This window comes from Algoriphagus ornithinivorans (assembly GCF_900115305.1).
In the GTDB taxonomy this organism is placed as follows: domain Bacteria; phylum Bacteroidota; class Bacteroidia; order Cytophagales; family Cyclobacteriaceae; genus Algoriphagus; species Algoriphagus ornithinivorans.
Genome location: NZ_FOVW01000007.1, coordinates 221,311 through 240,823 on the forward strand (window position 1 = coordinate 221,311; position 19,513 = coordinate 240,823).

Annotated in this window: 18 protein-coding genes; 16 read left to right on the plus strand and 2 right to left on the minus strand. The window is 38.7% G+C overall.

Annotated features, from left to right (window positions below; translation table 11 throughout):
- Positions 1–45 precede the first annotated feature (45 nt).
- On the plus strand, positions 46–1,182 hold the full coding sequence (locus BM073_RS12565) for a 1-acyl-sn-glycerol-3-phosphate acyltransferase (protein WP_091654600.1): 1,137 nt from the start codon (positions 46–48) through the stop codon (positions 1,180–1,182).
- Positions 1,183–1,194: 12 nt separating this feature from the next.
- Here the strand turns inward: BM073_RS12565 and BM073_RS12570 are convergent, their stop codons facing one another.
- Positions 1,195–2,433, minus strand: coding sequence for a GAF domain-containing sensor histidine kinase (locus tag BM073_RS12570; RefSeq protein ID WP_091654601.1), 1,239 nt, complete (start codon positions 2,431–2,433; stop codon positions 1,195–1,197).
- Between the two features lie 137 nt (positions 2,434–2,570).
- Here BM073_RS12570 and BM073_RS12575 point away from each other — a divergent pair, with 137 nt between their 5' ends.
- The 15 genes from BM073_RS12575 to BM073_RS12645 all read left to right on the plus strand — a co-directional run bounded on the left by BM073_RS12575 (position 2,571) and on the right by BM073_RS12645 (position 18,939).
- Positions 2,571–3,158 (plus strand): peptidylprolyl isomerase, encoded by a 588-nt coding sequence (locus tag BM073_RS12575; RefSeq protein WP_091654603.1) that lies wholly within the window; start codon positions 2,571–2,573, stop codon positions 3,156–3,158.
- A 1-nt stretch (position 3,159) separates the two neighbouring features.
- Positions 3,160–4,230: a Gfo/Idh/MocA family protein gene (locus tag BM073_RS12580; protein WP_091654605.1), complete on the plus strand. Its 1,071-nt coding sequence runs from the start codon at positions 3,160–3,162 to the stop codon at positions 4,228–4,230.
- Positions 4,231–4,297: 67 nt separating this feature from the next.
- Positions 4,298–8,164, plus strand: a complete 3,867-nt coding sequence (locus BM073_RS12585) for a PAS domain S-box protein (RefSeq protein WP_091654606.1) — start codon at positions 4,298–4,300, stop codon at positions 8,162–8,164.
- Complete coding sequence (locus BM073_RS12590; protein WP_091654608.1) at positions 8,164–10,536, plus strand: PAS domain-containing protein; 2,373 nt, start codon at positions 8,164–8,166, stop codon at positions 10,534–10,536. The genes BM073_RS12585 and BM073_RS12590 overlap by 1 nt, the downstream gene beginning before the upstream one ends.
- Before the next feature lie 4 nt (positions 10,537–10,540).
- Entirely contained in the window at positions 10,541–10,969 is a 429-nt protein-coding gene (locus BM073_RS12595) for a response regulator (protein ID WP_245756417.1), read from the plus strand.
- Positions 10,956–11,972, plus strand: a complete 1,017-nt coding sequence (locus BM073_RS12600; protein WP_091654610.1) for a response regulator — start codon at positions 10,956–10,958, stop codon at positions 11,970–11,972. Before BM073_RS12595 ends, BM073_RS12600 begins: the two co-directional genes overlap by 14 nt.
- A gap of 4 nt (positions 11,973–11,976) precedes the next feature.
- Complete coding sequence (locus tag BM073_RS12605) at positions 11,977–12,369, plus strand: response regulator (protein ID WP_175557914.1); 393 nt, start codon at positions 11,977–11,979, stop codon at positions 12,367–12,369.
- A gap of 13 nt (positions 12,370–12,382) precedes the next feature.
- Positions 12,383–13,141: an SDR family NAD(P)-dependent oxidoreductase gene (locus BM073_RS12610; RefSeq protein WP_091654614.1), complete on the plus strand. Its 759-nt coding sequence runs from the start codon at positions 12,383–12,385 to the stop codon at positions 13,139–13,141.
- Positions 13,142–13,175: 34 nt separating this feature from the next.
- Complete coding sequence (locus BM073_RS12615) at positions 13,176–14,039, plus strand: fumarylacetoacetate hydrolase family protein (RefSeq protein ID WP_091654615.1); 864 nt, start codon at positions 13,176–13,178, stop codon at positions 14,037–14,039.
- Positions 14,036–14,863, plus strand: coding sequence for an amidohydrolase family protein (locus BM073_RS12620; protein WP_091654617.1), 828 nt, complete (start codon positions 14,036–14,038; stop codon positions 14,861–14,863). The genes BM073_RS12615 and BM073_RS12620 overlap by 4 nt, the downstream gene beginning before the upstream one ends.
- Before the next feature lie 16 nt (positions 14,864–14,879).
- The gene (locus tag BM073_RS12625) at positions 14,880–15,650 is read left to right on the plus strand and encodes an L-fucose dehydrogenase (RefSeq protein ID WP_091654619.1); all 771 of its coding nucleotides are present in this window, start codon (positions 14,880–14,882) and stop codon (positions 15,648–15,650) included.
- Positions 15,647–16,969, plus strand: a complete 1,323-nt coding sequence (gene fucP, locus BM073_RS12630; protein WP_091654621.1) for an L-fucose:H+ symporter permease — start codon at positions 15,647–15,649, stop codon at positions 16,967–16,969. Before BM073_RS12625 ends, fucP begins: the two co-directional genes overlap by 4 nt.
- Before the next feature lie 12 nt (positions 16,970–16,981).
- Positions 16,982–17,326 carry an L-rhamnose mutarotase gene (locus BM073_RS12635; RefSeq protein ID WP_091654622.1) on the plus strand — a complete coding sequence of 115 codons (345 nt, stop codon included), beginning with the start codon at positions 16,982–16,984 and terminating at the stop codon, positions 17,324–17,326.
- Positions 17,327–17,332: 6 nt separating this feature from the next.
- The gene (locus tag BM073_RS12640) at positions 17,333–18,247 is read left to right on the plus strand and encodes an alpha/beta hydrolase (protein ID WP_091654624.1); all 915 of its coding nucleotides are present in this window, start codon (positions 17,333–17,335) and stop codon (positions 18,245–18,247) included.
- Positions 18,247–18,939, plus strand: a complete 693-nt coding sequence (locus tag BM073_RS12645; RefSeq protein ID WP_091654626.1) for an HAD family hydrolase — start codon at positions 18,247–18,249, stop codon at positions 18,937–18,939. The genes BM073_RS12640 and BM073_RS12645 overlap by 1 nt, the downstream gene beginning before the upstream one ends.
- A gap of 1 nt (position 18,940) precedes the next feature.
- Here BM073_RS12645 and BM073_RS12650 read toward each other — a convergent pair whose 3' ends face one another.
- Positions 18,941–19,447 carry an SRPBCC family protein gene (locus BM073_RS12650; protein ID WP_091654628.1) on the minus strand — a complete coding sequence of 169 codons (507 nt, stop codon included), beginning with the start codon at positions 19,445–19,447 and terminating at the stop codon, positions 18,941–18,943.
- Positions 19,448–19,513: the final 66 nt, after the last annotated feature.

Here is a 19,513-nt window from a genome sequence, read left to right on the forward strand (position 1 = left end):
CTCGACTATTTTTTGCTTTTTGCAAAACATATTTCACCCAAAACTATGTCCAAATTTGATCCTATAAGGCCTTACTATGATGCTGAAGCTAATGCAGCTATCAGGAAAATCCTGGATGACCCAATGCTGGAAGCAATGATGGGATTTACTTTTCCTGAGGATAATCAGAAAAACTGGAAGGAATTAATGAAGCATACCCATTCATTGAGAGATTTTCAGATCAACTTCATTTATCCTGGTTTGATGAAGGTCTTGGAAAAAAGTTCTGATGGCCTGAGCACCGGTGGCTTTGAGCTTTTGGAGCCCAATACTGCCTATTTATTTATATCCAATCACCGAGATATCATCCTGGATACTTCTCTGCTCAATGCCTGCCTATACGAAAATGGTTTGGTGATGACCACCTCTGCAATTGGGGACAATTTGATTCAAAAACCTTTTTTACAAACGCTCTCTAGATTAAACAGAAACTTTGCAATCCAAAGAAGCCTAAAAGGTAGAGAACTGCTAGAAAGCTCTCAACTGGTTTCTGATTATATCAGAAAATCACTGCTTCAGGAAAATAGAAGCGTTTGGACAGCCCAAAGAGAAGGCAGAACTAAAGACGGAAATGACTTTACTCAAAAGGGGGTATTGAAGATGCTGACCCTGGCGGAAAAAGAGGGAGATCCTTTTTCTTATTTTGAAAAAATCAAGCTCGTACCGGTTTCCATTTCTTATGAATACGATCCTACAGATGTATTGAAGATGCCCGAACTCTTAGCCAAAGCAAGGGATGAAAAATACATTAAAAGTGAAAATGAAGATTTCCTCAATCTCTTAAGAGGGATTATTGGGACTAAAAAGCGAATCCACATCGAAGTGAATGCTGTCCTAGATCAAGAAATCAAAGAAATAGCGCAATCAGGAAATAATCTCAGCGAGAAGCTGAACCAGCTTTGTCGATTAATCGATTTACAAATTTGGAATGGATTCAAGTTATGGCCAAGCAATTTTATTGCTCATGATTTGCTATACGGTGAAAAAGAGTATGCCAATGAGTATACAGAGGAAGAGAAGACAGCTTTTGAAAATAGGTTTAAAAATAAAATAGATACCAAAGACCCCGATGTGGTTAAAAACTTCTTGGCTATGTATGCCAACCCGGTGAATAATCAAAAAAAAGCGCTCAGTGAAATCTGAGCGCTTTAATTTTTATCTAACAGGTATTAGAATCTTGAACTGAGTTCCTCCACCCAATGTAGAGTCAAGTTCTACCTTTCCTTTCAATCCTTGCACAAGATGCAAGACCAATTTCAATCCGAAACCATAGCCAGTCTCTCCTGCCGAACCATTTGTTGAAGTTCCTTCTCCACTCAAGATCTCATCGATTTTTTCCTGACTCATTCCAGCCCCAGAATCCTTCACTTCAAATAGCAATATTTTATCATTACCAATAATCTCCATATCACAGAGCACCTCAATTTTCCCACCTTGAGGAGTAAACTTGATGGAGTTGGAAACAAGGTTACCTAAAATTTGTAAAATCTTGTTTTTAGGAAATGGCACTTCTGCATTTGGAGATTCTACCTGAACTTCCAAATCGATATTTTTAACTAATGCTTGAGGCTCAAACATTGATACCATCTTTGTTTTCAGAGAGTTCAGCGTAAACTCTGCATCAGTAGGCTTCCTTGGCTCTTGATCTTTGCTAGAACCATAATCTTGGGATAAAATTTCATCCGCCAATTCCAATAAAGATTTTCCGCTTTTCTGAATCAAGCTGATAAATTCCAGCACCTCATCTAGCTTATTCTGATTGCCCTGAGACTGAATAATCTCTGCCAATCCAATAATCCCTCCAAGCGGACCTCTTATGTCGTGAGCCACTCTATTTTTTACTTGCTGAGTTTCGTGAACTCGCTTTTGGAGACCTTCTACAGCCTTATAAATTTTTAGCCTGTTGACTACCTCTTTTGCAATAATGGAAAGCATCTCCTTTTTCTCAGGGCTGAGCTCCTTATAATCTGTGTCTAAAACACAGAGCGCACCCAAGCTGATATTCTCATTGATTTTTAGAGGAATTCCATAATAGTAACGAAGATTTGGATGGCCTATCACAAATGACCTATCATTGAACCTTTCGTCTGCTGACAAATCTTCAACCTCAAATTCTGACTTCTTGGGATCAAGAATTGTATATTGACAAATAGATTCTTCTCTTGGCATTTGACTTACATCCATACCAAATGACGAAACACTCCATTGAGTGAAGTGATCGATCAAGTTTACTAAAGACACTTTAGTACCTGCTATTTTAGCTGCTAGTTTGGTCAGATCAGATAGCGAGTTTTCCAGATCCATAAAGTCTAGATCCAGCTCACTTAGCGCCATCAACCTTTCCATTTCATTCTCAGGAATGAGTGATTCGATACTTTTTTTAGGGTGATTCATGATGTAAAATAAGTGGTATATTGGGTTGGTTTCCAAATTAAAATCATCAAATAATTCATGGATTTGAAAAGGAACATTTTCCCTTGATTCAACAGCAAAAATCCGATGACATAATCCATCTTCAACTAATTTTATCTATGAGGAATTTATTGATAATGAGCTTTGTAGCCCTATTTATTATTCAAACTAATTTACTTGCCCAAAGTTTAGACACCATCCCTATCGGTTATATTCAAACCAATTTAGGAGAGGTATATATTGAGCTTGACTATAAAACACCAAGGCATCAAAGCAGCTTTATTGAACTGGCGGAAGCTGGCTATTGGGATTCACTGACTTTCAACAGGGTAATTCCAAATTTCGTAGCACAGGGAGGTTGTCCCGATACCCCGGAAGGCTTTAATGATCCTGATTTTTTACTCGAACCTGAATTTCATCCTGATCTAACACACCAGTATGGCGCTGTTGGAGCGGGAAGAGATAATAACCCGGACAAACTCTCTGCCAGATGTCAATTCTATATAGTACAAAATACGCAGGGGCTACATCGATTGGATGGGGACTATACTGTTTTCGGAAAGGTAATCAAGGGAATGGATGTAGTAGACCAAATCGTCCATGTGGAGCGGGATTCTGATGACCAACCGCTCATACCGATTACCATGAAAGTCTCTGTGCTTTATCTTAACTTGGAAGATCTAGCTCAACTGAAAAACAACAATTAAAATGAACCCAATTAAAATCCTGATTGTCGGTTGTGGCAACATGGGAGCCTCTCATGCAGCAGCCTACCATCAAATGCCAGAGTTTGAAATTTGCGGACTGGTGGCACGAGGAGAAAGTAAAAATCGCCTCAATGAAAAACTCAAGTCCAATTATCCGCTGTTTGATAAATATGAGGATGCATTAGCCCAAAGCAAGCCAGATGCTGTTTGTATTTCTACTTATCCTGATACTCATGAGGAATTTGCCATCAAAGCTTTAGAAGCAGACTGTCATATTTTTATAGAAAAACCACTGGCCGATACTGTCACCGGTTGCGAAAGGATTATCCAAAAAGCAAATGAAACAGGCAAAAAAGTAGTGGTTGGCTACATTCTCCGTCATCATCCATCTTGGATCAGATTTATTGAAGAATCCCAGAAATTAGGAAAGCCACTTGTAATGAGAATGAACTTGAATCAACAAAGTCATGGATACATGTGGGATGTACATAGGAATTTGATGAAAAGCTTGAGTCCGATTGTAGACTGCGGCGTGCATTATATAGATGTAATGTGCCAAATGACCCGCTCAAAACCACTCTCAGTCACAGCTATAGGAGCTCGACTTACAGATGATATAGCATCAGATAATTACAATTATGGTCAACTGCAAATACGCTTTGAAGATGGATCAGTTGGATGGTATGAAGCAGGCTGGGGCCCCATGATTTCAGAAACGGCTTTTTTTATAAAGGATGTATTCGGACCAAAAGGAGCGGTGTCGATTGTTGCAAAAGATGCAGGTGCTTCAGGCAAATCAGATGATGTCGATTCTCATACCAAAACAGAATCCATCAGAGTTCATCATGCTGCCATTAATGATAAAAATGAATTTACAAAGGCTGACCAATGGATAGATATGAAGGATGAACCCAATCACCAAGAATTATGCAATCGAGAACAAAGCTATTTCTTAAAAGCTATCCAAAAAGATTTAGATTTGAGTGACCACTTGCAGGATGCTTTAAACAGTCTGAAAATAGCATTCGCTTGTGATGAATCAGTAAAAACCGGGAAGGTTGTCGAGGTATGATATCCTGAGTCCGTTCTTTCTAAAATCAAATATTAAGCGTAAATTATTAGCATCAACATCGCCCTTGATGAGCCCTGCAAAAAAAAATCACCCCACCCAATCCGGCTCTCAGAAAACTTCTTCTGAGAAATCTGATCCAAAAAATACAAAGTTTGTCGATATAATTGAAAATATCAACGGGCTAGGGATTTGGAGATTAAATATCCAGACTGGAGAAAATGAATGGTCTGAGGAATTTTTCAAGATCTGCGGACTCAATCCGAAAAATACAATTCCCAGCTCAGAACTGAGATGGTCCATTATTCATCCTGAGGACCGAGAAGAAGCAAAAAAAGCTTTTGAAAATTCAATTACCACGGGAAATCCCTACAAGCTAGAAAAGCGGATTACCCTACCAAATGGGGATATCAAACACATTGAATCCGAAGGTAGGGTTAGTTTTGACGAACATGGTAAGCCTCTTTACTTGATTGGTACATTTAAGGATATCACTGATTTAAGAGTCAATGAAAATCAATTAAGCCAAACCACAGACGAATTAGATAGCATCCTAGAGAATTCGATTGATTTGATTTTTATTTTCGACAAGGATGGAGTGATATCAAAGATCTCCAATAGTGTCATTGAAACCTTGGGTTATCCCAAAGAAGATATGATTGGAAAGGAGTATACGGAATTTGTTTATCCGGCGGATTTACAAAAAACACGGGAGGCAAGTGATCAAATCAGAGATGGGGTTAAGATTAAAAATTTCAAAAACCGTTATTTGAATTCAGAAGGAAAGCTGATTCATTTTAATTGGTCTGCTTCTCTGAAAAAGGGCACTGATGATGTTTTGGCAATTGCCCGAGATATCACCGAATTGGAAGAAATTAAAAAATCCAGGAAGCAGGATAATTTTCGAATTCAAACCATTCTTAATACTTCGCCAGACTTGATTTGGAGTTTGGATCATGAATTCAAATTGGTCAGCGCCAATAATGCTTTTAAAAAAATAATTAAGGATACCATTAATTGGGAACTTCAAGAAGGAGATCTTTTAATTGATGAGAATCGCTACGGAAAAGAGTATGCGGAAATCTGGAAAAATCATTACGAAACCGCGCTCTCAGGGAAAAAACTTAAAATTGAAGATAAAGTTAAATTTGGAAAGAGCACTGAATTCCAAATATATGAGACAAAAATCAACCCAATAAAAGTTAAAGGCAAAATAGTTGGGCTTGCCTGCTTTTCAAGAAATATCACTGAAAAACGAAATGCGGCTGAAAAAATCAAACAGCTAAACAAACGCTTGTTGAAAGGACAAGAGATGTCCAAATTAGGATACTGGGAAAGCAACCTGAATACCAACAAAGTATTTTGGTCAGATGAAATGTACAAAATCTGGGAAGTGAAAAAATCCGACAGCAATCTCAATTTTGATTTTTTCTTTGAAAGCATTCACCCGGAAGACAAGAAAAACTTCCTTTATCATAGAAATAGGGCAATTACCAAAGAGAAAAATTTAGATGTAACCTACCGCATCATCACCGAAAAGGGTCATTTAAAATTCATTCATGAATTAGGAGAACTCGTCGAGGATGACAAAAATGGAGAACAGGTATTTAGAGGAACGGCTCAAGAAATCACGAAAGAAAAAGAAACTGAAATCAAACTGAGAGATAGAAACTTTTTTATAGAATCCACTCTAGACAATATCTCTCTTGGAATCGCCGTCAATAAGATCAGTGATGGGGAAGCCACTTATATGAACAAAGCTTTCGAGGAAGTATATGGCTGGCCAAAAGAGGAAATAGTCAGCGTGGAATCCTTTTTCCAAAAAGTTTATCCCAATCCAGAATATAGAGAGTGGATGCAAAACCGGATCATGGAGGACATCCAAAGTGGTGATCCTGAAAGAATGACCTGGAGGGGAATAATCATCACCACCAAAGATGGTCAGGAGAAAATTGTCAATGCCAAAAACATCCCGGTTCCTGATTTGAATTTGATGATCTCTACGGTCACGGATGATACAGAAAGATACTGGGCGGAGCAAGCTTTAAAAATCAGCAATGATAGATTCAAACTTGTATCTGAAGCCGTTTCTGATGCTATTTGGGATTGGGATCTAGAAAAAAGCACCATTTTTTGGGGAAGAGGGTATCATCGTTTATTTGGTTATCCAGAATCCCAAAATCAAGTAGATGAAAGCGCTTGGCTGGAAAGTATTCATCCAGAGAATTACGAAGACATTTGGCATAGTATTCAAGCGGCGAGGAAAAATCCAAACCAAAAGTTCTGGTCTGGTGAATATAGATTTAAAAAGTTTGACGGTTCTTATGCTTATGTAAATGAAAAGACCATCATTATAAGAAACACCAAGGGAGTTCCTGTAAGAATGGTTGGCGCATTACAAGATATCACCAAAGAAAAGGAACGTGAGAATCATCTGAAATTATTGGAGTCTGTGGTCACTAATACCACAGATGCAATTCTTATTACCAATGCTGACCCAGATGAAGAAGGGTACAAAATTATTTACGCAAATCAATCATTTGTAAATATGACGGGGTACTCTCAAGAAGAAATAATTGGAAAAACACCAAAAATTCTCCAGGGGAAAGATACCGATGTAGAGAAAATGAAACGATTTGGAAAAGAACTTAGAAAATGGAATAGTACTTCTGTGGAAATAATAAATTATAAAAAAGACGGCACTCCATTCTGGGTGAATATAGTAGTTGTTCCAGTAGCAGATCAATCAGGATGGTACACCCACTGGGTAGGCATCCAAAGAGACATCACAGAAAAGAAAAAAAGAGAACAGGAGCTCGAATTAATGAACGAGCGATTCAAAATGGTATCGGAAGCTACCAATGATGCTATTTGGGACTGGGATGTTAAAAATGGGAATCATTTCTGGGGCGAGGGATTTTCCAAATTGTTTGGCATAGATCTCAGCAAAAAGAAAAATGATACCGAAGAATGGGAAAAGCGAATCCATCCAGAAGATCGCGAAAAAGTACTGGCTCATCTCCAGTTAATTTTAAAAAACCCGGATCAAAAAGAGTTTCAGGTTGAATACAGATTTCAAAAAAATGAAACTGAATATGCTTACGTCTTAGATTCTGGAACGATAGTGAGAGATGAGGACGGAGAGCCATCCAGATTAGTTGGTGCGGTGCAGGATATTAGTGCTCAAAAGGATTATGAAAACTCCCTCAAACAATTAAATGAAACGTTAGAGAAGGCCAATAAAGAGCTGGAACTTTCTAATCAAGAATTGGAACAGTTTGCATATGTGGCATCTCATGATTTACAAGAGCCTTTAAGAATGATCTCCAGCTTTTTGGGATTGATCGAAAAAAGATATGATACAGTCCTAGACGAAAAGGGAAAGAAATATATTCACTTTGCTGTGGAAGGTGCAAAGAGAATGAGACAAATCATCTTGGATCTCCTGGAATTTTCCAAACTGGATAATTTTCAAGAATCTAAAATATGGATTGAATCATCAGAAATCCTAAACATTTCTAAGCTTTTCCTTAAAAAAACTATACAGAAAAAGGATCCAATCTTCCATATTTCTCCATTACCGAAGATTTTTGGACATAAAAGCACCTTGGTTCAGCTTTTCCAAAACCTGATTTCAAACGCAATCAAATACCAACCTGAAGGACAAAAACCTGAAATTTGGATCTCTGCAAAAGAGAAAAAAACCGAATGGGAATTTGCTTTCAAAGACAATGGAATAGGCATAGAAAAAGACTATGTAGAAAAAATCTTTATTATTTTCCAAAGACTGCATGTACAAGAAAGCTATTCAGGAACTGGGATAGGGCTTGCAATCAGCAAAAAAATTGTCGACATGCATGGAGGTAAAATCTGGGTGAATTCTACCCCTTCTAAAGGTTCAACATTCTATTTCACGATTCAAAAGCCTAGCGAATAATGAAATGGATTAGAAGTCTTTTTTTTAAATCGCCTGCTGCAACAGGACTCGTCGTTTTTCTTTTATCCTTTGGAACTGGCCTTTACCTTACCTTAAAGGAGTACCAGCTTGAGCTTGTAGAGGAGGAAGAGGATGTTGAAAATATTGCTGAATTACTGGAAGATAGAATCGATAAAATTATATCCTCTGCAAATTCAGCTGTTAATATTCTTGCCTACTTAGTAAGAACAGATAGACTGGATCAAAATTTCAGAGAAGTTGGCCGAAGCATAATTGATAACATTGACATTATTGATCAAATTCAAGTCTTAGACTCAGGGGAAATCGTAGCAACCTACCCATTGATCGGAAATGAAATGGTCATTGGATATGATATCCTCAAAGATCCGAATAGACGAGAAGAAGCCCTAATGGCAATTGAGCAAAGAGAGCTCTATTTTGCAGGTCCATTTGACCTCAAGCAGGGTGGTAAAGGGATAGTAGGTAGACTTCCTCTTTATAGAAATGGAGTTTTTGACGGATTTACCGCTATCATTATTGACTGGTATAAATTCAAAGATCAGGTCTTATTTGGCTACCAGCCTAGTTCTGATTATGCCATAGATATTTTAAAAATAGATCCAATAAGTAATGATATCTCTTCTTTGATTGAAACTGATTTCTCTCAATCTGGAGGACCGATTTCAGAGATAGAAATCCCTAGTGGAAACTGGATTATAAAAGTTCAGCTGATCAAAAGCAATGCATTTATTTCCATTATTCCAAACACAGTTTTTCGATTGATTTCTTCCATCCTTTTAGGATTTTTAATATTTAAACTTGCCGAACAACCCTACAAGCTTACTCAGCAAGTGGCGGAAACCACTAAAGAGCTGAAGCTTAGTAATCAGCGATTTGAATTAGCAACCAAAGCAACTTCTGAGATTATCTGGGATTGGGATATGGAGAAAGACTATACCTATAGGAGCGATAATTTTGAAAGATTATTAGGATACAGTCAAGAAGAGTCTTTTTACAATGATAAATTCTGGAAATCCATTATTCATCCTGAGGATTATTATGAGGTTGAAAATAATTTGAAAAATGCTTTGGATAGCTCTGCCGAAAAATGGTCCCAGGAATTTCGCATAAAAAAATCTAATGGAGAGTTTCTATATATAATAGACAAAGGCCTCATTATTAGAAATAAAAAAGGCAAAGCGATACGAATGATCGGCTCTACGCAGGATATCACCGCTCGAAAAAAAGCAGAAGCAGACCTATCCGATCAAAAGCAAAGATTAAGTAATGTTATTGAAGGGACAGGGGCTGGAACTTGGGAATGGAATGTGCAGACAGGTGAAACCGTATATAATGAAATATGGGCAAACATTATAGGTTATACCTTGGAAGAATTAGCACCTCTAAGTATTCAGACATGGATTGACTTCACTCATCCCGATGATCTCGAACAGTCAAATCAAGAACTGGAAAAGTGCTTCAGGGGTGAATTAGATTCCTACGAAGCCGAGCTCAGAATGAAGCACAAAGATGGAAGATGGGTTTGGGTTTTGGATAGAGGGAAGATTTTCTCCTGGACCAAGGATGGAAAACCTTTGATGATGTTTGGTACCCACGTGGATATTACTGAGAAAAAACTTCGAGAGGAGGAGATAAAAAGTACAAACCTTCAGCTACAATCCGCCAACGAAGAATTAAAATCATTTGCTTCGGTCGCTTCGCATGATATGAAGGAGCCTCTTCGAATGATTAGCTCCTTTCTTCAGCTTTTGGAAAAAAAGTATGAAAATGTATTAGACGAAAAAGGAATTCAATATATCCGATTTGCGGTAGATGGTTCTAAGAGGCTGAGCCAACTGATCGATGATATGATGGAATATGCTCAAATTGGTTTTGACCCCTCCAAACTCAGCAAAGTAGATTTAAATTCTGTGGTTGAGGAAGTTATACAGCTAAAACAAAAAGTGATTGAAGAAAATAATGCCGCAGTTGAAGTAAGTCCTCTTCCCGATATTTTAGGAATTCGAAGCCCAATCAAAAGTGTTTTCATCAATCTCATTTCGAATGCTTTGAAATATCAGAAGAAGAACGTTCAACCTGTTGTTAAAATATATTCTACTAAAGAAGGATCCGATTACAGAATTACTGTAGAAGACAACGGAATCGGCATTGACAAAGAGTATTATCAAAAGATTTTCAATATTTTTAAAAGACTTCATACGAAAGATGAATATCCCGGAACGGGAATCGGTCTGGCTATTTGCAAAAAGGTTATTTCACAGCATGGTGGAAAAATCTGGCTTGATTCTGAATCTGGAAAAGGCAGTAAATTTCATTTCTTATTGAAAGCATATGACGATCAGACCTATTAACATCATGCTTATAGAGGATAACGAAGGCGATATTATCCTCATACAAGATGCGCTTGAAGAAGCTAAGATTCTCAACAACATGACTATTGCGAGAGATGGTGCTGAGGCGATTGAAAAACTTGAAAAAATAGTGATTGAGAGTCCAAATAATTTACCTGATTTGATCTTATTGGACATCAATCTTCCCAAGAAAAACGGACATGAAGTCCTGGAAGTATTAAAAAGCAATTCGCGTTTAAAACAAGTTCCGATAATCGTCTTGACCACCTCTTCTTCGGAATTAGATATTTTCAAAGCTTACGATTTACATGCAAATTGCTATATTATCAAACCCGTTGAAATCAGTGAATTTCTTAGAGTAGTCAGTAAAATTGAAGATTTCTGGCTATCCGTAGTAAAGCTTCCCAAACCAGCACGTGATGAAGAAGGATGAAAAACCTTACCATATTTTAGTAATTGAAGATAACCTAGGAGACTTCGTCATTTTAGAGGAGTACTTGTCTGAGTCAATCCTAAACCTTGAAGCGACTCATGCTGAAAATTTCAAAGAAGCCGTAGAGCTTCTTGAAAAGGATCAACAGCTATACGATTTGGTATTTCTAGATTTGTCCCTGCCTGATAAATCAGGAGAGGAGTTAGTAAAAGAAATCACAAAAAGGGCTGAGGAAATTCCGGTTGTCGTTTTAACAGGCTTTGCGGATCTGGAATTCGGAAGTCGATCACTTGCATTGGGAGCTTCAGATTACCTGGTCAAAGATGACCTCTCTCCCGCAGTTCTGTACAAAAGCTTGATCTATAATATTCAGCGGGTAAATTTTATCTCTGAATTAAAAGACTCCAAGAAAAAGTATGCAGATCTTTTCCAGTTAAATCCCTCTCCTATTCTGGTCTATGACTTTGAAACACTCAAGATTTTAGACGTCAATGAGGCATCTGTTCAAAAGTATGGATACAGCAGAGAAGAGTTCTTAAATATGGATTTAAAAGATCTTCGACCCAAAGAAGATGAAGCCATTTTGATTTCAGCTGTTGAAGAATTTTGGAAAAAGAATGGGAAAAACTACAAGAAAATATCCAGACACCTCAAAAAAAATGGGGAGCTAATGGATGTTGAAAGAAGTCCAGCCAAAATAAAAATCAATAATAAGGATGCTGGAATGGTCTTAATCAACGACATCACAGAAAACCTTAAGTATATCCATAAAATAGAAGAGCAAAATCAAACCTTTAAGGAAATCGCGTGGATTCAGTCACACGTAGTTAGAGCACCTTTGGCTAGATTAATGGGACTCGTCAACCTTTTGGAAGGTTCTGAAGAAAATCTAAGTGAGGACAACAAGAAATTAATAGAGTACATCAAACTTTCATCTGAAGAATTAGATGCAATCATTAGAGACATTAGCAAAAAGTCAGAAGGAATTTATAATGAATCCTAAACCTATGAACAAGGAACTTATAATAATCGATGATGATGACATCTTATTGGTAATTCTCGAAAAGATGTTCGGGAAGATTAATCCAAACCTCAAAATATCCACCTTTATTAAGGGTAGTGACGCATTGACTTTTTTAAAAAATTCAGAGTTCAATCATCCCCCTGCTCTTCTTGTAGATCTTCATCTCAAAGATTTGAAGGATTGGGACTTTTTGGACAAACTGGAAACGGATGATAGGTTTCGTTCCAAAGTTTTTATCATCACATCTTCAGTGAACTCCGAGAATCCAAGTAAATCTAAGAGGTATAAAAACGTAGCCGGTTTTTTTGAAAAACCTTTAACTTTTGACGTCATCCAAAGAATCAACCAATTAATCGTGGAATCTAATCCTAACTGAAAATAACCCAAGAATGAAAGAGCAACAAGTCCTGATTACCGGAGGAGCAAGTGGAATAGGCCTAGCTATGGTTCAAAAATTTGCTGCAGAAGGTGCTCGGGTCTTTTTCATTGATACAAACTCTACAGAAGGTCAAAAGACAGAAACCATAGAAAGAGAGAAAGGACATCAGGTTACTTTTTGGCATGTAGACATTACCTCTTTGGATCAAATCAAACAAAAAATCCAAACCCTTTCAGGAAAACTTCATGCGCTTATAAATAATGCAGGCATCTCCCATATTGGAAAACTAGAAAACACGAGTGAAGAGGATTTTGACCGGATAGTTCAAGTCAATGTGAAGGGAATGTTTTTGGTCACCAAAGCAGCATTGCCAAAACTTATTTCAGAAGGAGGAGGAGCTATCCTCAACCTTTGTTCTGTAGCAGCTACCATGGGTATTCCAGACCGCTTTGCCTACAGCATGAGCAAGGGTGCAGTTCTTTCCATGACCTTGAGTATTGCGCGGGACTATGTGGATCAGGGAATTCGCTGCAACTGCTTATCCCCTGGCAGAGTCCACACACCTTTCGTTGATGGTTTTTTGGAAAAGAATTATCCCGGAAAAGAAAAAGAAATGTTCGAAAAACTTGCCTCCACACAAGCTATGGGAAGAATGGGGAAACCAGAAGAAATCGCCGCACTGGCTTATTTTCTTTGCAGTGAGGACTCAAAGTTTATTACTGGTACAAACTTCAATATTGACGGAGGTTTCCAGAACCTGAAAATGTAAGCAATAAACCTGATCATAACCTAAACCTATTTGAATGAAACTTATCCGATTTGGAGAAAAGGGACAAGAAAAACCCGGAATCCAAAATTCAGAAGGAAAAAATCTAGACTGCAGCAGCTTTGGAGAGGACTGGAATGAGACCTTTTTGACCCATAATGGACTGGAAAGATTGAAAGTTTGGCTGCAGGCCAATCAATCAAAACTTCCTGAAATCCCGGCTAACTCCAGACTAGCCTCTCCTATTGCCAGACCTTCCAAAATAATTTGTGTTGGCTTGAATTATAGAAAGCATGCTGCAGAAGCAGGAATGGCAGTACCTGAAGTACCAATTTTATTTATGAAAGCCACTTCCTCCCTATCCGGGCCTGATGATCCTATTTTTATACCAAGAAACTCGAAGAAAACGGATTGGGAAGTTGAACTGGCAGTGGTAATAGGGAAAAGGGCAAAATACGTTTCTGTGGAAAATGCTATGGATCATGTTGCCGGTTATTGCCTCCACAACGATGTAAGCGAACGGGATTTCCAACTCAATCATGGAGGGCAGTGGGTAAAAGGAAAAAGCGCGGACAACTTCGCACCACTAGGTCCATTTTTGGCTACCAAAGAAGAAATACCGGATCCCCACCAATTGAGATTATGGCTCAAACTCAATGGGAAGATTCTTCAAGACAGCTCAACTTCTGATTTGATATTTGACATTCCAACCATCGTATCTCATATCAGCCAGTACATGACCTTATTGCCTGGTGATGTGATTTCCACTGGTACTCCAGCAGGTGTGGGCATGGGACTCAAGCCTGAACCCAAATATTTGGAGCATGGTGATGTGGTAGAATTGGGAATAGAAGGCCTTGGAATCTCCAGACAAGTGGCCATCAATGATCCTGAAGCATGAGAATCGACTCCCATCAGCACTTTTGGGAGTACAAGCCCAAAGATTATGGCTGGATTAACGACTCCATGAAAAGGATTCGCCGAAATTTTTCACCAGGTGATTTAAAGCCATTGCTAGATGAATTTCATTTGGATGGCTGTATTGCGGTTCAGGCAGTCGAGTCCTATCGGGAAACAGATTATTTATTGGATTTAGCAGATCAAAATCCCTGGATTTTGGGAGTGGTTGGCTGGGCAGACCTGACTTCTGGAAAATTGGAGGAAAAGCTGGAGGAATACAATGAACATCCTAAGTTGAAGGGCTTCCGGGAAGTATTGCAATCAAAAGATCCTCGCTATATGCTTCAGGAGAACTTTATACGAGGTTTACAAACGCTACATTCTAAAGGTTATACTTATGACATTTTGGTATACCCTCAGTATCTCAAAGCCGTTTTGGAATTGGTTAAAAAATGCCCAAATCAATCTTTTGTCATAGACCATCTTGCAAAACCCTTTATCCAAAAAGGGGAATGGAAAGAATGGCAAAAACACCTCGCTCCCATAGCGGAAAGAGAACTGATTCATTGCAAAATCTCAGGAATGGTGACGGAAGCAGATTGGAAAAACTGGAATAAGGATCAGCTTTATCCTTATTTGGAGATTGCTTTGGAGCTATTCGGACCTGAAAGACTCATGTTTGGAAGTGATTGGCCCGTCTGTCTACTTGCCGCAGAATATGAACAAGTACTTGGAGTAGTAGAAGAGTTCACAGACACGCTTTCCAAAAATGAAAAAAGTTGGATAATGGGAAATACGGCTGAAAAATTTTACAAATTAAGCTAGCCTAAATCTATTTACTATGAATCTCTCCCTCAATCAAAAAGTGATACTCATTTCGGGCGGTGCCAAAGGTATCGGAGCTGCAGTTGCAAAAGGACTGATTGAGGAAGGAGGAATTCCTGTGATTATCGATCCTTCAGGAGAAGAAGCCAGGCAAATTATTGATTTTGCAAATAATCAAGCCTTGCACCTGCCTATAAGACTAATTAGGGCAGCCGATGCTTCAAGAGCTGTTGAGGAAACCCTGAAGAAATTTGGAAGAATAGATGGCATAGTAAATAATGCAGGTTCCAATGATGGAGTTGGTTTGGAAAATGGTAATCCGGAGGCATTTGAAAACTCAGTGTCCAAAAACTTATTCCACTATTACCATCTAGCGCATTATTCTCTGCCAGCTTTGAAGAACAGTCAAGGCAGCATTGTAAATATTTCTTCCAAAACAGCAGTAACTGGTCAGGGAGGTACATCTGGATATGTCGCTGCCAAAGGAGCGCAGTTAGCCTTGACCCGTGAGTGGGCAGCAGAACTTCTCCCCTATCAGATCAGGGTTAATGCAGTGATCCCTGCAGAAGTATATACCCCGATGTATGAAAACTGGATCCAATCTTTTCCAAATCCAGAAGAAAAACTGGAAGAAATAAACCGGAAAATCCCCCTGGGAAAAAGAATGACTCATGCTGATGAAATTGCAGCGATGGTTCTGTTTCTGCTTTCTTCCAAATCTTCCCACATCACCGGCCAGCATCTATTTGTAGATGGAGGCTATACTCATCTTGACCGGGCATTATGAAATCAGCTTCTCCTATAGTCCCTAAAAACCTTTTCATTCCCTTTGTTTTAATTACCTCCTTATTTGCCTTGTGGGGATTTGCCAATGACATCACCAATCCCATGGTTGCTGCTTTTAAGCGAGTTCTGGAATTGAATAATGTCCAAGCATCCTGGGTGCAAATGGCCTTTTATGGAGGTTATTTCACTATGGCTTTGCCAGCAGCCTTTTTTATTAAAAAATACTCTTATAAAACCGGAGTCTTGTTGGGTTTGGGCTTATATGCTTTTGGAGCTTTACTCTTTTACCCGGCAACTGCTTGGGAAAGCTATGGATTCTTTTTAGCCTCCTTATATATTTTGACTTTTGGATTGGCTTTTCTGGAAACTACAGCTAATCCCTATATTCTCTCCATGGGACCAGAGGCCACGGCCACACAAAGACTCAACCTTGCGCAAGCATTTAATCCTATGGGCGCATTGGCTGGCCTTTTCGTAGCAAAACAATTTATTCTGAATGCCTTAAAATCCAATAACTTGGATGAAAACGGGGAATTAATTTACCCCACTTTAGAAGAAGCTTCTAAAGCGCTGGTTCGAACCAATGATCTAATGGTCATAAGGAACCCTTACGTAATGCTAGGTTTGGTGGTGTTAGGAATCATGCTTCTTATAGCTTTGGTTAAAATGCCTGAGTCAAAGGATAGCGGAAAAATTAATTTCTGGCCCAGCATGCAAAGGCTTTTTTCTAATAAAAATTTCGTGGGAGGAACGATCGCTCAGATGTTTTATGTAGGTGCTCAAATTATGGTTTGGACCTATATTTATCAATATGCAGAAGCAATGGGAATTGAGAATGCGGATGCTGTGAATTACGGATATGCAGCATTGATTTTATTTTTGACAGGAAGGTGGATTTGCACCTTCCTCTTGAGATATATTTCAGCAAACAGTCTTCTGCTTTCCTTTTCAGTTTTAGCCATATTTTTTACAGGAGGGACAATTTTTCTTCCAGGAGAATTAGGGCTTTACAGTTTGGTAGGAATCAGTTTTGCCATGTCTTTAATGTTTCCCACCATCTACGGAATCGCTTTGGAAGGACTAGGAGAAGATGCCAAGTTCGGGGCTGCATTTTTGGTTATGGCAATTGTGGGCGGAGCAATCATGCCTACTTTACAGGGAATAGTCTTGGATTGGGGAGGTGCGGGATATACCGATATTCAAATCTTGGGAGTATCCGAAGTTCGATTCTCCTTTTTTCTGCCACTAATTTGCTTTGTGGTGGTCGGCCTTTTCGCCTACCAAGTCCAACGTAGAAAGAAGAACTTGGATTCTTTATAATTTGAAAATCTGATGAAAACTTTCCTCTTGATCTGTGACTTGAAAGATGAACCCGAAGCTATCGAGGCCTATGATAAATGCCATCAAGCTGTACCAGAACCAATTCTGGAAAGCATTCAAGAATCCGGAATTCTTGAAATGAATATTTATCGTTGGAAAAACAGGCTCAGCATGATTCTAAGAACTAAAGATGATTTCAATTTTGAGAAAAAAGAACAATTGGACCTAGCCAATCCTAAAGTGCAGGAGTGGGAATCCTTTGTCGGACAATATCAGCAAAATCTACCCGGCACTCCTCCTCATTGGAAATGGGCTTTAGCAGAACCTATATTCAATTTTGAAGCAAAAAAAGACTAGAAAACCATGAAACGCCTTCTCTCAACCTTCATTCTATTTTCACTTGCAATTACAGTCTTTGCCCAAGATCAGATTTTACCTCTTTGGCCAGGACTTCCACCCCTCCAGAAAGAAAGTAATCTAGAGGAAATTCAACAGCAAAATGGCATCCTAAGAATTTCAAATGTGCAAATCCCAAGTATAGAAGTTTATCTTCCAACAAAGCAAATTGCTACAGGTCAGGCAGTGGTTATATTTCCAGGGGGAGGATATGGAATCTTAGCTTACGATTGGGAAGGGACAGATTTTGCCAAGTGGTTGAATTCACAGGGAATCGCAGGTATAGTCGTCAAATATAGACTTCCGATTTCCCAGTCTCTAACCAACCTCAAGGAAGTTCCATTATTAGATGCGCAAAGAGCATTAAGATTGGTTAGACATCATGCTAAAATTTGGAATATCGATCCAGAAAAAGTTGGCGTAATGGGCTTTTCTGCTGGGGGACACCTGGCATCAACGCTCAGCACCCAATATTCCTATGATTTGGAGAGAACCAAGGATGCAATTGATACTATTTCAGCGAGACCTGATTTTTCCATTTTAGTGTACCCTGTAATCTCTTTCCAAGATCAATTTACTCATGGAGGTTCCAGAAAAAACCTATTGGGAGAAAATCCTTCCCAAGAACAAATTGATCGCTTTTCCAACGAGAAAAATGTGAACTCCAATACTCCACCCACTTTTTTGGTTCATGCTCAGGATGATTTGGCTGTTCCAGTAGAAAACAGTCTCCTTTATTATCAGGCTCTAAGAGCCAATGAAGTTTCGGCCTCATTACATCTTTACCCAAGTGGCGGACATGGTTTTGCTTTTGGAATGGGAAAAGGAGCTGTGGAAAACTGGAGATTAGTACTTTTGGATTGGATTAAAACTCTAAACTAATGCCGATTAAAGTAATTGCTTTTGATGCAGATGATACACTTTGGTTGAATGAACCATTTTTCAGAGAAGCAGAAGAAAAATTCGCTTCACTTCTAGAAGACTTTATGCCGGAGCATGCGATAATCAAAGAGCTATACCGAACTGAAATTGAAAACCTCCAATTATATGGCTATGGAATAAAGGGCTTCATGCTTTCCATGATAGAAACGGCCATGAAAATCAGTGAGCATAAAATGCCGATTTCATTGATAGATAAAGTGATCAAAATTGGTCGGGAAATGCTGGAAAAGCCAGTTGAACTCCTTCCTGGAGTTGAGGAGGTTTTGAAAAGTTTGAATGGGGATTACAGGATGGTACTAGCAACCAAAGGCGACCTTTTGGATCAGGAAAGGAAATTGAAAAAGTCAGGCCTGGAAAAATATTTTCATCACATAGAAATAATGAGTGAAAAGAAAGTGGCAGATTTTGAAAAACTCATTCATCACTTAGATGTTTCACCTTCTGATTTTGTCATGCTAGGCAATAGCTTAAAATCTGATATACTACCCGTGCTAGAAATAGGCGGACATGCCATTCACATACCTTTTCATATAACCTGGGTTCATGAGCAAATAGACCATGAAATCAAACATGAAAGGTTCGCCGAAGTAGAAAATATTTCCTTAGCGGCTGATCTAATTCGGAAGATGTAATTCAGGAATTAACCAAATTAGTTGTATCTCCTTCACTTAAGCCAGTAGCATGAAGAGTGATACCATGCTCCATCCAGGCTTTTAGGTTCGCCAACCAAAAAGTCCATCCACCATAACAACCCACGAAAAGGTCCATTTTATGTTTATCGTCAGTAGGGATCTGTTTTTGAATTAAGGTGACTTCAGTTCCCCATTTGCTTTCTTTCAAATGAACATCAACAATACCTCCGGGACCAAAAGTAAAAGAGATAAGTTCTTTATTCTTGACTTTCAAAACCTCCCCTTCTTCTCGATGTGGCCAATTGTTCCATTTCCAAGAAAAAGTATCCCCTTGCTGAACAGTTTCAATGGGCTTTCTTCCAACTTCGTTAGAATCTTTGAATTCCGCTAATTCTAAAAACCAGGTTTCTAATAATCGTTTTTGAGTCCAAGCATCAAAGACCATTTGAGCTGGTTTTTGAATATGGATTCTACGGGTGAAAGTTGTCCAATCAATAGATTTTTCCATGGAGCTGATTTAAAGATCAAAAGGCAATTATTTAATTTACACATTATCAGCAAATTAGCCAATAGC